Source organism: Rhizobium hidalgonense (assembly GCF_005862185.2).
GTDB lineage: Bacteria > Pseudomonadota > Alphaproteobacteria > Rhizobiales > Rhizobiaceae > Rhizobium > Rhizobium hidalgonense.
In genome coordinates this window covers 572,757-586,867 of sequence record NZ_CP054028.1, presented here as the reverse complement: position 1 = coordinate 586,867, position 14,111 = coordinate 572,757, and the positions used below count along the sequence as shown (strand labels likewise).

At 61.1% G+C, this 14,111-nt stretch carries 10 protein-coding genes; 7 read left to right on the top strand and 3 right to left on the bottom strand.

What is annotated here, in order from left to right; translation table 11 throughout:
- Positions 1-11: 11 nt before the first annotated feature.
- Positions 12-1,058 (top strand): carbohydrate ABC transporter permease, encoded by a 1,047-nt coding sequence (locus tag FFM81_RS24010; RefSeq protein ID WP_025417634.1) that lies wholly within the window; start codon positions 12-14, stop codon positions 1,056-1,058.
- A gap of 490 nt (positions 1,059-1,548) precedes the next feature.
- On the opposite strand, the gene FFM81_RS24005 is transcribed toward FFM81_RS24010, so the two are convergent.
- Positions 1,549-2,700, bottom strand: a complete 1,152-nt coding sequence (locus tag FFM81_RS24005; RefSeq protein WP_138384439.1) for an ROK family transcriptional regulator — start codon at positions 2,698-2,700, stop codon at positions 1,549-1,551.
- 182 nt (positions 2,701-2,882) lie between these two features.
- Here FFM81_RS24005 and FFM81_RS24000 point away from each other — a divergent pair, with 182 nt between their 5' ends.
- Positions 2,883-3,902 carry an AraC family transcriptional regulator gene (locus tag FFM81_RS24000; protein ID WP_445764865.1) on the top strand — a complete coding sequence of 340 codons (1,020 nt, stop codon included), beginning with the start codon at positions 2,883-2,885 and terminating at the stop codon, positions 3,900-3,902.
- A 35-nt stretch (positions 3,903-3,937) separates the two neighbouring features.
- On the opposite strand, the gene FFM81_RS23995 is transcribed toward FFM81_RS24000, so the two are convergent.
- Positions 3,938-4,975, bottom strand: a complete 1,038-nt coding sequence (locus FFM81_RS23995; protein WP_128398258.1) for a LacI family DNA-binding transcriptional regulator — start codon at positions 4,973-4,975, stop codon at positions 3,938-3,940.
- Between the two features lie 176 nt (positions 4,976-5,151).
- Positions 5,152-5,784 (bottom strand): TetR/AcrR family transcriptional regulator, encoded by a 633-nt coding sequence (locus tag FFM81_RS23990; protein ID WP_003572761.1) that lies wholly within the window; start codon positions 5,782-5,784, stop codon positions 5,152-5,154.
- 111 nt (positions 5,785-5,895) lie between these two features.
- Here FFM81_RS23990 and FFM81_RS23985 point away from each other — a divergent pair, with 111 nt between their 5' ends.
- From FFM81_RS23985 to FFM81_RS23965, 5 genes are all read left to right on the top strand, one after another.
- A complete protein-coding gene (locus FFM81_RS23985; RefSeq protein WP_138384441.1) occupies positions 5,896-6,969 on the top strand; it encodes an efflux RND transporter periplasmic adaptor subunit in 1,074 nt (357 codons plus the stop codon).
- The gene (locus FFM81_RS23980) at positions 6,966-8,051 is read left to right on the top strand and encodes an efflux RND transporter periplasmic adaptor subunit (RefSeq protein WP_138384442.1); all 1,086 of its coding nucleotides are present in this window, start codon (positions 6,966-6,968) and stop codon (positions 8,049-8,051) included. Before FFM81_RS23985 ends, FFM81_RS23980 begins: the two co-directional genes overlap by 4 nt.
- Positions 8,048-11,119, top strand: coding sequence for an efflux RND transporter permease subunit (locus tag FFM81_RS23975; RefSeq protein ID WP_138384443.1), 3,072 nt, complete (start codon positions 8,048-8,050; stop codon positions 11,117-11,119). The genes FFM81_RS23980 and FFM81_RS23975 overlap by 4 nt, the downstream gene beginning before the upstream one ends.
- Before the next feature lie 174 nt (positions 11,120-11,293).
- Entirely contained in the window at positions 11,294-12,445 is a 1,152-nt protein-coding gene (locus FFM81_RS23970; RefSeq protein ID WP_425504983.1) for an alpha/beta hydrolase, read from the top strand.
- 129 nt (positions 12,446-12,574) lie between these two features.
- Positions 12,575-14,026, top strand: coding sequence for an NCS1 family nucleobase:cation symporter-1 (locus FFM81_RS23965; protein WP_025417641.1), 1,452 nt, complete (start codon positions 12,575-12,577; stop codon positions 14,024-14,026).
- Positions 14,027-14,111 lie beyond the last annotated feature (85 nt).

The following is a 14,111-nucleotide window of genomic DNA, read 5'->3' as shown; positions in this document are numbered from 1 at the left end:
TGAACAGCTCTATGAACCCGATCCGCTTCATGACGCGCACGCGCCGTGCCGGACGCATCGACATCACCGATATTTTGTCATGGGTCTGGCTGATCGGCGGAACGCTGGCGGTGCTTGTTCCGGTCGCCTGGGCAGGCCTTTCCTCGCTGAAGCCGGCGGCCGAAATCACCCGCTTTCCGCCGACGCTGCTTCCCCGCGCCGCCGTGGAGCAGAGCGTGCCCGGCTTCGACAAACCGCTCAGCCTCTGGCAGGTCACCATTGACGGCCAGCCACGCGAAATGGCGATGATCAGGCGCGTCGGCCTTAAGGCGCAGATGGTCGATCCCGCAAACCCGGGACAGCCGGTCAGCGTCGACGTGAAGGGGATCACGCCGGTGCAGCACCTAACTGTCGCCACGGAGAATTACACCGATCCGCTGACGCGCTTCAACTTCCTGACCTTCCTGAAAAATTCGGTGTTCGTCACCGTCGTTGCGACGCTTCTGACGCTTGTTGTCAACGCCATGGCGGCCTTTGCGCTGTCGAAATATAAATTTCGCGGCGACACGACGGTTTTCGTCATCATCATTTCGACCCTGATGATCCCGCTTGCCGTCGTCATGGTCCCGGCCTACCTCGTCATCGTCGGGGTCGGGCTTGCCGACAATCTCTGGGGCGTCATCCTGCCGACGATTGCCTCTCCGACCGCCGTCTTCCTGCTTCGGCAATATATGTTGACGATCCCCGATGAGCTGATCGAGGCGGCGCGCGTCGACGCGGCAAGCGAATTCTGCATCTTCTGGCGGATCATCCTGCCGCTGACAGCGCCTGCTCTCGCAGTGCTGGCGATCTTTTCAGTGCTCTGGCGCTGGAACGACTTTCTTTGGCCGCTCATCGTCCTCAACAGCCGCGAGAATTTCACGCTGCAGGTCGGCCTCAACGCATTCCAGGGAGAGTTCTCGGTGCAATGGCACTATATCCTGGCGATGACCTTCCTCAGCCTGCTGCCCGTCACCGTTGTCTTCCTGTTCCTGCAGAAATACATCACCACCGGCATTGCTGGAACGGGCATGAAGTAAACGAGGCGTGGAGAAGTTCTCCTCCCAGGCGTGAAATCGCATCCCCCGTCTCATAGCGCCGGCCGAAGCGCGCCGCATCGAAGCTGGTCGGCGCGGCGCTCTTCAGGCTTTTGTCTCGCGCGTGGCTTCCGGGGACTTTACCCAATTCTCAGTCCTCGGGCAGACTATACGATTATCCAATGCGCAGAATACCTGAGTGCAGGTGGCCAGAATGCGGCGACAACGGCGCCCCTCAGGCCGCAGCGCGCCCAGCAAGGCTGCCCCGGCATGGAATCGGCGCAACGCAATGTCAGCGCCAACCGCCCGCCTCGAGTGGCAATGCAGTTCTGAAGCAGGAAGAATGGGCAGAATTCAGATGGAAGGGAGGCTACGGCACCCAACGCTTTTGGACAGAATCGGCAAAGGCCTGATCGCCTGGGCCGTTCCGAATTCGTTTTAAGCAATGCCTCAGAATTCCGCATAACCAGGAGCGGTGCTGCCGGTACAGATATCACAATACGGTTTCGAACAGCGGGATCAAGGCCGCGCCGATTGCACCCGGCGCATCGATGATCTCAGCCACGGCAAGGCGGGGAACGTCGCGCAGTACGCCGTGCCGAGGCAGATTGTTGAATTCGGTCCGTTCGATAAGCATTCTCGCAAGTGAATGCGGAAGCTCACCGCCAAGGACGATGAGGGCGGGGTCGAATATCGCGCAGATCGCATTTATGGCGCGATTGTGGGCCGGCATGACGCGGTCGACCCATTCGCCAACGCCATCCCAATTTACCATCTCCTCATTCTTCAGATCCTTGAGGGCTAGGTCCGAGCGTCCCCTGCTGCGAAGATATTCGAGCAATTGGCCAAGTGCGGGGCGGTCGTCATAGTCCTGACGCGCGAAGAGAACGGAGAATTCACCGGCGTTGCCGAAACTGCCACGAAACGGCATGCCTCCGGAAACCAGGCCGCCGCCGTAGCCGTGAAGATGGGCAATATAGGCGAAGTCCGCGACGTCGCGGCCAACCCCGAAAATCGCTTCCGCCAAAGCTGCGGTCCTGGCGACATTGTCTGCCCAGATCGGCAGGCCAAGCCGCTCCCCAAGCAAAGGCGCCAAGTCGATCAGTGACCAATGCGCAAGTGGCAGAGGACAGTTGAAGGCCGTGTCCAGCATGCGGTGGCCCGCGACCGCCAGGCCGACGCCGAGGACGTCGCGCCGTTTGGCGCCTTGGCGGGCCAGAATGTCCTCGACCGCGGCTTCAATCCGTTCCAGTTCCATCGACAGCGAGTCGCCTGCCTGCGGGATTTCCGTATTTTCCAAAGGCTCGCCGAAGCCCATGAGACAAAGGCCGATCGAGCCGACGTTCACGGAAATGCCAAGTGTCAGACACCAGTTCCTTCGAAGGGTCAACTTTGGGCTGGGCGGACCCGGCCGCCGGCCCTCCGAATGCGAAAAGACGATCATTCCCCGCTCATGAAGCCGGGCGACGATCCGGTGCAAGGATTGCTGGGTGAGATCGAGCGGCTCGGTCAGGTCGGAACGCTCGATCCCGGGAGACTTCCAGATCAACCGCAAGAGGTCCCGTTCGTTGCGGGAGGCGACCCGCGCCGGTTGTACGTCTCGCAAAAAATGTGCGTCGACATGGTTTAAAGCAACGTACTTCATTTTCTGATCGTTTTGATTTACACTGTAGGTGTGAAGATAAAGGAGGGGACGCTTTATTTCCATCAGAGGCAAGTAAATTCATCCATGGTGTCGGCGCTCCTGCTTACCTCATCGAGATTGGTCAGGCCAGTCGGGATGGCGTCTGGGGTGCCTAGGGAAAAGAATCGAGTTGCATGATCTCATTGGGACACGAAAATACAGCCCGAGTTCTTGAGCCCGAGGGTTATGGGTTTGTGCCGACACATGAAGGCAGCACCTTCGAATCGATGGTTCATGCCTTTTCGACAGGATACGGCGCTTTCGGGGCACAGCCGTTGACGAATGACCGGACCTTCGCCTGGGCAGCGGACTTGCGAAGGACCGAGGCATTCACGGTAATCCATTCGGTGTACCGGACTTCCTGGACAATCCGTACGCTCGACGAAACTCCGCAACACCTCGCCTTTTACCTGCCGCAGACGGGTTCGTTTCGTTTATCCATTGGAAAAAGGATGGTTGAAAGCGGAGCAGGTCATCTTCTTATGGCCAACAATCATGAGGCTGGTGATCGCGTCGTCCTAGGCCCGCATCGCTCGGACGCTCTCTTCCTGGACTGGCAAGTCGTGAGGAGAATGATCGTCTCCCTGGTGGAAGCGCCGCTTTCCGAATCGCTCGACTTTGAACCCATCCTGGATCTCGCGACACAGTCGGGCCAGCTTATCGGCAACCTGGTGCAGACGATCGTGCAGGGCATGCGCGACGGTGGTCCGCTTTTGTCCTCCCCTCTCGCCATGGCAACGATGAGTGAAACGCTTGCTCATCTTGTAATCCGATTTGGCCACCACCGCCTGTCCGGTCACTTGGAAAAGAAGAAAGTGTCGTTGGTTGCCCCCTGGCATGTCCGGCGTGCCATTGACTATATGCATGCCAATATCGCAGAGCCTCTCACCATGACGATGATTGCCGACGATGTCGGCGTTTCACTTCGCGCGCTGCAGACGGGCTTCAAGGCCTTCAGGGGAACCTCGCCGGCGGGTTACCTGCGCACGATCCGGTTGCAAGCGGCCCGTGAGCAACTGCGGGATCCAACGAACCAGCGATCCGTCCGCGAAATCTGCATGATATGGGGGTTCGCTCATGCGGGTAGATTCTCGATCATCTATCGCAGCACCTTCGGCGAAAGTCCGCGAGATACGCGTTTGCGCGCGGAGCGCTTGCGTTAGAGCCTTTCGGGATTCTGTCGCCGTCCGACGGGTTTTTAGCGCGGCGGCGCGATGCTGCCGCGCAGGACGAGGTGGCATCCGAGTTCCAGGCGATGGGCCGGGCGCTGCGGATCGTTGGCGATCAGCCTCTGTTCGATCAGCGCCAAGGCGGCAGCGCCGAGCTTGTCGGTGGGAACGCTGACCGTTGAAAGCGGCGGACGGCTGAATTCGCCGGGGACGATATCGTCAAAGCCCAGCACCGAGATTGCTTCGGGCACGCTTATGTCGCGATCGGCCAATGCCTTCAAGCAGCCGAGCGCCAGATTGTCGGCGGCGCAGAAGACTGCGGTAGCGCCTTTCATCGTCGGATCGCGATCGAGCAAGGCGTTGATGGCGGCCTCGCCGTGACGTGGCTCATATCCTTCGGCTTCCACGATCATGTCTTGGGGCACGGGAAGCTGCGCGGCGAAATAGGCGTCGGAAAAGCCGTCATATCTGCGTTGGATCGTCGTGCGGCCCTTCCAGGTCAGGTGCAGGATGCGGCGATGTCCGAGCGCCAGCAGGTGCTCGATGCCAAGCCGAGCCCCGAAGCGGTTTTCCGGCGTCACCGTATCGACCAGCATGGCCGGATCTTCACCGTTGACGATGACAACAGGCACATCAGGGGAGGAGAGGCTTCGGATCAGTTCCGGCTGATCATCGTTGAGGACCACGATGCCGTCTGCGCGCTCGGAGAGCGCGATCTGTCTGACCTCGGCGCCGTTGATGCGCCGGCCGGTGCTGACGAAAGGCACGATCCGGATGCCGCGACGCTCGCACTCCTTCCTGAGGCCGTTGAGGATCGTCCAGCTCACTAGGTTGAGGTCGCTCTCCGGCGCCGCATCGCCCGGAATGGCGAGAAGCAGGACACGTAGCGCCGCGATCGTCGCCTTCTTCCTGCGGCGGTCGAGATAACCCAGTCGTTTGGCCGAATCCAGCACCCTTTCGCGCACTTCGACCGTTAGCGGCGCGGTCCCGTTCAGCGCGTGCGAGGCCGTGCTCAGCGATACATCAGCGTCGCGCGCGACATCCTTGAGATTGACTTTGCGTTCCACTTTATTCCGTCGCGAATTGAGGTCGTGCGTTCGAAGGCACAGCTAACTCGATGTTTTCACATAAAGACTTCAGAAAAGCTACTTGCACCGTAACCTATTTTTCCGCGTTCGGCGAAAACCGGCCACCGCGCTACCGCAAACGAGCGATGAACGCGGGCGCTCAAAGCCATTGGCGATCAGTGAGGCTTGGCGAGCAGGCCGTTGAACAGCAGATCGAAATAGGTCCGCAGGAAGGCCTCCTTGTTGGGGGTGGGCACCCGGCGGTCGTCGAATATCAGCCGCAGAACCGTCGTCGTCAGAATGGGCGCGACCACGATCTCGGAGAATTCCACCGGGATTTCGCGAAACTCCCCCGACGCCATTCCCTCCAGGAGAAGGGCGTCGATCTTGGCGATGATCGGCGCGATGAACTCATCGTGGTGGCGGTCGATCAGCTCAGGGAAGCGCTGTCCTTCCGCAATGACGAGCCGAACCAGCTCGCGGGTTGTGCGATCCTCGGCGATTTGCTCGTAGAGCAGGCTCAAAATGGCCATCAGCCTGTCGGCGGCCTTGCCGCTAAAAGCGCCAACGATCCCCAGCAACTCCTGGAACGGTACGGAGAAGTGGTTGATCATCGCTTCGAAAAGTTGTTCCTTCGTTTCGAAGTAGACATAGACCGTGCCTTTGGTGACACCGACCCTGTCGGCAATATCTTCGATGCGTGTTCCGGCAAAGCCGCATTTGACGAACTCCTCGAAGGCGGCATCCAGAATTTGGATGGGCCGTAGCGCCTTCTGTTCCGCACGTGTGAGCTTCTTTTGATCTGCCATTTCCTGCCTCCCTTTGTTGTACGCGCGCCCTCGTGCCTGCGACGCAAAGTTTCATTGACTAATACGTCAGTCAATTATATAGCAGCTGCCGTTGAGAGCAAGAGGTCAACTATGAGAACCATTCTGATCGCCACCGCGATCGTATGCGCCGTCGGTCTCGGATCATGCAGCGATCCGAGCGGGCCGACTGAGCCGACCCCGCGGCAGGTCGGCGTTGTCGTGGCTAAATCTGAGCCGCTGGCTGAGGGCGGCGCGCTCACCGGAGAAGTCCGGGCTCGGATCCAGACCGATTTGTCCTTCCGTGTCAGCGGCAAGATTGTCGAGCGGCTGGTGGAGGTCGGGCAGTCCGTGAAAGCGGGGCAGGTCCTGGCGCGCATCGATCCGGAAGAGCAGAAAGCCGACCTGGATGTGGCGGCGGCCAATCTTCAGTCCGCTGAGGCGCAGCAAACCCAGGCGCAGCTCGCATTCGACCGACAGCAGAGCCTGTTTAAAACCCAGGTGACGACGCGTGCCGCGCTCGACCAGGCCCAGGAGGCGCTTCTGACGGCGCAGGCATCGACGAAGTCGGCGCAGGCGCTCTTTGAAACCGCGCAGGACACCCTGTCCTATACCGAGCTGAAGGCGGATGCCGACGGGGTGATCACCGCCCGCAATGCCGAGGTCGGGCAGGTGGCGCAGGCAGCCCAGGTCGTCTTCACCCTTGCCCATGACGGTGACCGGGATGCCGTCTTCGAAGTGGTCGAGAGCGCCTTCCTGCGCCCGATCGACGGCGACGGCACCGTGGCCCTTCTGTCGGACCCCTCGCAGAAGATCACGGCGAAGGTGCGCGAGATTTCGCCGACGATCGATTCTTCCACCGGCACTATCAGGGTCAAAGTGGCGTTATTGAGCGACGCGCCCATTCCTCTCGGCGCACCGGTCGTCGGAAAATTCAATTACGTCCCGCAGGACGTCATCCAGCTGCCCTGGTCGGCAATGACCTCCAAGGGCGGCAAGCCGGCCGTCTGGATCGTCGATCCCGCATCCTCTGCGGTTGAGGCGACAGCGATCGACGTAGCCAGCTACGAGACCGGCAGCTTCATCGTCAAGTCGGGCGTCTCGGCAGGGGACGTCGTGGTGACCGACGGCACCAAATTCCTCAGGCCCGGTGAAATCGTGTCTTATATCAAGGAAGCATCAAAGTGAGTATTCGTCCCAAGATAATCGCACTGATGATGGGTACGGCCCTGATCGCCTCCTGCACCAAGCAAGAGGAAAGCACTGGTGAAGCCCCCCGCCCGGTGCTTTCGATCACAGTCAGGCAGACGCCCGCGACGAGCCTCGGCCTGACCGGCACGATCCAGCCGACGATCGAGACCGATCTCGGCTTCCGGATCCTCGGACGGATGATTGCCCGCAACGTCAATGTCGGTGATGTCGTCAAGAAGGGTGACGTCGTGGCGGCCATTGATCCGCTGGCGCTGGAACTTGCCGTGCGTAGCGCCCAGTCCGACGTCGAGAATAGCGATGCCCAGCTTCGAAACGCGGTGACGACGGAACAGCGCCAGCGCGCGCTGGTGGAATCGCGCTCAGGCACCGAAGCCTCGCTCGAAGAAGCCGAGCAAGCGAAAAGGACGGCCGCGGCCACCGTCGCCAAGGCGCAGGCCAATCTCGACAAGGCGAGGGAGCAACTCGGCTATGCGCAGCTTCAGGCGGAATTCGATGGTGTCATGACTGCAAGCTCGGCCGAGGTCGGCCAAGTCGTCTCGGCCGGCCAGACGGTTGTCACGATAGCGCGGCCGGACAAGCGCGACGCGGTGGTCGACGTGCCCCAGGCCGCGGCCCAGAAACTGAAGGTCGGCGCGCCATTCGAGGTGACGCTGCAGCTAGAACCTTCCATCCGCACGACGGGCGTCGTGCGCGAGATCGCACCGGAGGCGGAAGCCGCCACCCGCACCAGCAGAACCAAGATCGCGCTCGCCGATCCGCCTGCAGCCTTCAGGCTCGGCGCAGTCATCACAGCCTCCGCAGCCATCGCCGCCGATCCCGAGATCGTGCTGCCTTCGTCCGCGATCCTTGCCGGCACGAACGGCGCCAGCGTCTGGATTGTCGACGTGCCGGCCAAGAAGGTGGCACTGCGCCGCGTGAAGATCGACGGCGACGTCGTCGACGGCGGCACCGTCCGCGTCACCGAGGGGCTCGCTCCAGGAGAGCGGGTGGTCGTGGCAGGCGTGCATAAACTTGAAGATGGCCAGGCCATCAGGATCGACCAGGAGATCAGCCAGTGAAGTCTTTCAATCTTTCCGACTGGGCGCTCGAGCACCGTTCCCTCGTCTGGTACTTCATGATCGTCTTCATTCTTGCAGGCACTTTCTCCTATCTGAACCTCGGCCGCGAGGAAGACCCGAACTTTACCATTAAGACGATGGTCATCACCGCCCAGTGGCCCGGTGCTTCCGCAGAGGAGGTGACGCGGCAGGTGACCGACAGGATCGAGAAGAAGCTCCAGGAACTGGAATCGCTCGACTACACCAAGAGCCAGACCGTCGCCGGCCAGACGACCGTCTTCGTCGAACTGCTGCCGACGACCAAGGCAAGGGACGTCGCGCCGACCTGGCTGCGCATCCGCAACATGATCGCTGACATCAAGGGCGATTTCCCGAGCGGGGTCGTCGGTCCCTTCTTCAACGACCGCTTCGGCGACGTGTTCGGCAACATCTACGCCTTCACCAGCGACGGGCTGACCCAGCGCCAGCTTCGCGATCTCGTGGAAAATGCCCGCTCCGAAGTTCTGACGGTGCCGAATGTCGGCAAGGTCGATGTGATCGGCGCTCAGGACGAGGCGATCTATCTCGAATTCTCCACGCGCCAGATCGCAGCACTCGGCATCGACCAGCAGTCGGTCATCCAGACCCTGCAGGCCCAGAATGCTGTCACCCAGTCCGGCTTCGTCGATGCCGGTCCGGAGCGGATTGCCTTGCGGGTGAGCGGGCAGTTCACCTCCGAGGAAAGCCTGCGGTCGATCAACCTTCGCATCAACGACCGCTTCTTCCCGCTGACCGACGTCGCCACGATCAAGCGCGGTTACGTCGATCCGCCCTCGGCGCTGTTCCGCTTCAACGGCGAACCCGCAATCGGGCTTGCCATCGGCATGAAGCAGGGCGCCAACCTGCTGGAGTTCGGCGAAGGACTCGACGCGCGGATGAAACAGGTCGTTGCCGATCTTCCGATCGGCGTGGACGTCCACCGCGTTTCCGATCAGCCGGCCGTTGTAGACGAAGCGGTTTCGGGCTTTACCCGCGCGCTCTTCGAAGCAATCGTCATCGTGCTTGTCATCAGTTTCATTAGCCTCGGTGCTCGCGCCGGCATGGTGGTGGCGATTTCCATTCCTCTCGTGCTCGCCATCACCTTCGTGGTGATGGAATATTCCGGCATTTCGCTTCAGCGCATCTCGCTCGGCGCACTCATCATTGCGCTCGGACTGCTCGTCGACGATGCCATGATCGCCGTCGAAATGATGGTGGCTCGCCTGGAGGCGGGCGACGATCTGAGGAAGGCCGCTACCTACGTCTATACCTCGACGGCTTTTCCGATGTTGACGGGGACGCTGGTGACCGTCGCGGGCTTCATCCCGGTCGGTCTCAACAGCAGTGCGGCCGGCGAATTCACCTTCACGCTTTTCGTGGTCATCGCGGTTTCGCTTGTGGTGTCCTGGCTCGTCGCCGTGCTGTTCACGCCGCTTCTCGGGGTCACCATCCTGCCGAAGACGATGAAATCGCATCACGAGAAGAAGGGCCGATTCGCCGCCGTCTTCTCGTGGCTTTTGAAGCTGGCGATGCGCTGGCGCTGGATCACCATCGTACTGACGGTCGGCGTCTTCGCACTTTCGGTTGGCGGCATGGGGCTGGTGCAGCAGCAGTTCTTCCCGAATTCCGACAGAACAGAACTCGTGATCGACTGGAACCTGCCCCACAACAGTTCGATCGCCGAGACCAACAGGCAGATGGCCAAATTCGAAAAGGAGATGCTGGCCAATAACAAGGATATCGACCACTGGACGACCTATGTCGGCCAGGGCGCGCCGCGCTTCATCCTGTCCTTCGACGTGCAGACACCCGATGTCACCTTCGGACAGACCATCATCGTCACCAAGGGCCTCGACGTACGCGACAAGGTGCGGGCGGAGCTGCAGGACTATCTGACGAAGACCTTCCCCGGCACCGACGCCTTCGTGAAGCTTCTCGACATCGGCCCGCCGGTGGGCAAGCCGGTCCAGTATCGGATCAGCGGCCCCGACATTCAAAAGGTGCGCGACATTTCCCAGCAATTTGCAGGCGTTGTCGGTTCGCATCCACTGCTGTCGAACATGGTGTTGGACTGGAATGAGCCATCTCGCGTCGTGAAGGTCGATGTACTGCAGGACAAGGCGCGTCAGCTCGGCGTCTCCTCCGAGGACATCGCAACCGCCCTCAACGGCATTGTTGAAGGCTCGACAGCGACACAGATCCGCGACGACATCTATCTGGTCAATGTCATCGGGCGGGCCAAGGCCTCCGAGCGCGATTCCGTCCAGACACTTGAGAACCTGCAGCTCTCCACTTCCAACGGCAAGGTTGTGCCTCTCTCGGCCGTGGCGAATTTCCGCTACGAACTCGAGCAGCCGACGATTTGGCGTCGTGACCGGCAGCCCACCATCACGCTCAAGGCGGCCGTCATCGGCTCGACGCAGCCGGCCACGATCGTCGATCAGCTAAAGCCCAAGGTCGAGGAATTCCAGAAGAACCTTCCCGTCGGATACAAGGTGGAAGTCGGCGGTGCGGTCGAATCCAGCGCCGAGGCGCAAGGGCCGATTGCGGCGGTAGCTCCGCTGATGCTGTTTACGATGGCGACGATCCTGATGATCCAGTTGCAGAGCTTCAGCCGCCTCTTCCTGGTCTTCGCGGTCGCGCCGACGGCCCTGATCGGCGTGGTCGCGGCGCTCTTGCTGAGCAATGCGCCCATGGGCTTCGTCGCCATCCTCGGCATTCTGGCGCTGATCGGCATCCTGATCCGCAACTCCGTCATCCTGGTCGTGCAGATCGAGCATCTGCGCAGCGAGGGAATGGCGCCATGGCAGGCGGTCATAGAAGCAACTGAGCACCGCATGCGGCCGATCATGCTGACGGCGGCGGCAGCAACCCTCGCGCTGATCCCGATCTCGCGCGAGATCTTCTGGGGGCCGATGGCCTACGCCATGATGGGCGGCATCGTTATCGGGACGGCGCTCACTCTGCTGTTCCTGCCGGCGCTCTACGTGGCGTGGTTCAGGATCCCAAGGGATGAGGGTGCGCCGGGCGAAGCCACGGCAGAGGCGTGATGCAGTCTCCGATGGCCATCGCCCACGGCCACCGCGGCGGCCGCTGCAACACAGGCCGCGACGAATGGGTGGGATGGCGCAGGTGATGCCGTCTCACACCGGCGCGGGAACGGCATGGCGAATGATGACGTGGACAGAAGCGCACGCCGGAGAGCGTCTGGCCTTGAGGGATTGATGGAACGACCTCTCCGAGGCCTGCCGAAGACAGCACTGGCGATCATTGTCACCATTGGTTTGGCGATGCTTGCGGGCTGCGCCACGAGGCCATCGCCTGAAGTCTTGACGCCTGTTCATCTGAGCGAGCCGGCTCGTTCGGAAACGGCTCCGGATAAGGTGAGCGTGCTCGTCGCGACCAACAGAGCCCCCGATAGCGTGCGGGGTGGGTTCAGCAATGCATGGGCCGAGAAACTGACCTATGAGCAGTACGCGTTTTCGGTTCCTCCCGGCAGGAAGGATACCGCGATCACCTATCCCAAGGCGAAGCCGGATCCGCAACGGCAGTTTGCCGTCGTCGAGCGCAGGCAACTGCCTAGGGATGCTTTCGTGCAGCAGGCGCTCGCCTCCGTGCAACCCGACGGCACCATCGGCATCTTCGTCCACGGCTACAACTACAGTTACCAGGAGGCGCTTTACCGCACCGCCCAGATCGCCGCGGACGCGAAAATCCCCGGCGCTCCGATCCTGTTTTCATGGCCTTCGGCGGCGTCCGTCGCCGGATATGTTGCCGACCGCGATGCCGCGCTTTCCTCGCGAAGCGAACTCGATTCTCTCGTCACGTCGCTCTCGGCATCGGCCAAGGTGAAACGCATCATTCTGTTCGGACACAGCATGGGCGGGTTCCTGGTGATGGAAACGGTGCGAGAGCTCAAGCTGCAGCATCGCGACGCCGTCATCGGCAAGCTGGCGGTGGTGCTGGCCGCCCCAGACATCGATGTCGATGTCTTCCGGTCCCAGTTAAATGACATTGGTCCAATGCCTATCCCGATCTCCCTTCTGGTTTCCAAGGACGACCAGGCGCTCGTGGCTTCGAGCTTCATCGCCGGGGAGCGGCCGCGCGTCGGACGGCTCGATATCGACGATCCCGTCATCGAGGAGACCGCCTTGAAGGCGCGGCTTCGGGTCATCGACATCACGTCGATCAAGACCTCCGACGGATTGGGCCACGACCGCTACGCATCACTCGCCAAGTTCGGCGCGCAGCTTGCCTCCTTCGAGAGCGGCCGGCGATCGACCCCCGGCGATCTCGGCGCCTTAGTCTTCGATGCCGCCGGCGCCGCAGTCGCAAGCCCGTTTCGCCTGGCCGGACGTGTCGTTCGTTCGCAATAGCTCGGAGCCTTTTTACATCGCCGCCATCAACATTGTGTACAATGTGACTATTAAATTGTCAGATGCATAAATGAAGAGCAGACTTCCGTCCGTGGCCGAGTCGGCCTCAGGGGATATGGGAGGGCATTCATGAGCATACGAAATCCGTCTCCCTCGTTATATAACGAGGACCTTGCACCCGCGGAGGAGCGCAAGTGGGGTGCATTCAGCATTTTCAACGTCTGGACATCGGACGTTCATAGCCTGTGGGGCTATTATCTCGCGGCAAGCCTGTTTCTGCTCTGCGGCAGTTTCGTCAATTTCGTCATCGCCATCGGCATCGGATCTTTGGTCATCTTTGTTCTGATGAGCCTGGTCGGCAATGCCGGCGTGCGCACCGGCGTACCCTTTCCGGTTCTGGCCCGTGCCTCCTTTGGCACGTTCGGCGCCAATGTTCCAGCACTCGTGAGGGCGGTGGTCGCCTGCTTCTGGTACGGCGCACAGACCGCCGCCGCGTCCGGCGCGATCGTTGCCTTGCTGATCCGCAACGAGAGCCTGCTCGCCTTCCACCAGAACAGCCACGTGCTCGGCCATTCGACCCTCGAACTCATCTGCTACGTCATCGTCTGGGCGCTGCAGCTGCTCATCATCCAGCGGGGCATGGAAACTGTCCGCAAGTTCCAGGATTGGGCCGGTCCTGCCGTCTGGATCATGATGCTGATCCTGGCCGTCTATCTGGTCGTCAAGTCGGGCACCTTCTCATTCGGTTCCGAAATCCCGCGCGACGTGCTGATCGAAAAGACCAAGGATGCCGGCGTGCCGGGCGAGCCCGGTTCGATCGCCGCGCTTGCCGCGGTGGCCGCCACCTGGATCACCTATTTCGCGGCGCTTTACCTGAACTTCTGCGACTTCTCGCGTTACGCGACGAGCGAAAAGGCGTTGCGGAAGGGCAATCTTTGGGGCCTGCCGATCAACCTTTTGGCGTTCTGCCTTGTCGCAGGTGTCACGACCACGGCGGCCTTCACCGTCTATGGAGAGGTCCTGCTGCATCCGGAAATGATATCGGCGAAATTCGACAGCTGGTTCCTGGCGCTGCTTGCCGCGCTGACATTCGCCATCGCCACGCTCGGCATCAACGTCGTGGCGAACTTCGTCTCGCCGGCCTTCGATTTCGCCAATGTCTTCCCGCGCCAGATAAATTTCAAACGCGGCGGATACATTGCCGCGCTGATCGCGCTGGTGCTTTATCCGTTTGCTCCCTGGGAGACGGGTGCGGCGCATTTCGTCAACTTCATCGGGTCGACGATGGGGCCGATCTTCGGCATCATGATGGTGGACTACTATCTCATCCGGAAGAGCCAGCTGAACGTCGAGGCCCTTTATCACGAGAATGGCGAGTTCCGCTTCCAGAACGGCTGGCACGGCAACGCCTTCATCGCGTTTGCGGTCGGCGCGCTGTTCTCCTCGATCCTGCCGACCTTCACCAGCATCCTGCCGGATTGGTGGGGCACTTATGGCTGGTTCTTCGGCGTCGGAATCGGCGGGGCGATCTATTTCGTGTTGAGAATGGGCGCCCGGCGTAATCCGGCCTTCGCGGCATGATGAAACGAAAGCGCCCGGCATTGCCGGGCGCCTTCATCTCTGGTTTGTCCAAGCGGTCAGGGCAGGGGATCGGCCATCCGCACCC

Bases quoted from the DNA above. Each gene is read 5' to 3' on its own strand.
- FFM81_RS24010 (WP_025417634.1), top strand. From the start codon at position 12: ATGAACCCGATCCGCTTCATGACGCGCACGCGCCGTGCCGGACGCATC.
- FFM81_RS24005 (WP_138384439.1), bottom strand. From the start codon at position 2,700: ATGAAGTACGTTGCTTTAAACCATGTCGACGCACATTTTTTGCGAGAC.
- FFM81_RS23990 (WP_003572761.1), bottom strand. From the start codon at position 5,784: ATGGCAGATCAAAAGAAGCTCACACGTGCGGAACAGAAGGCGCTACGG.
- FFM81_RS23965 (WP_025417641.1), top strand. From the start codon at position 12,575: ATGAGCATACGAAATCCGTCTCCCTCGTTATATAACGAGGACCTTGCA.
- FFM81_RS23970 (WP_425504983.1), top strand. From the start codon at position 11,294: ATGGAACGACCTCTCCGAGGCCTGCCGAAGACAGCACTGGCGATCATT.
- FFM81_RS23985 (WP_138384441.1), top strand. From the start codon at position 5,896: ATGAGAACCATTCTGATCGCCACCGCGATCGTATGCGCCGTCGGTCTC.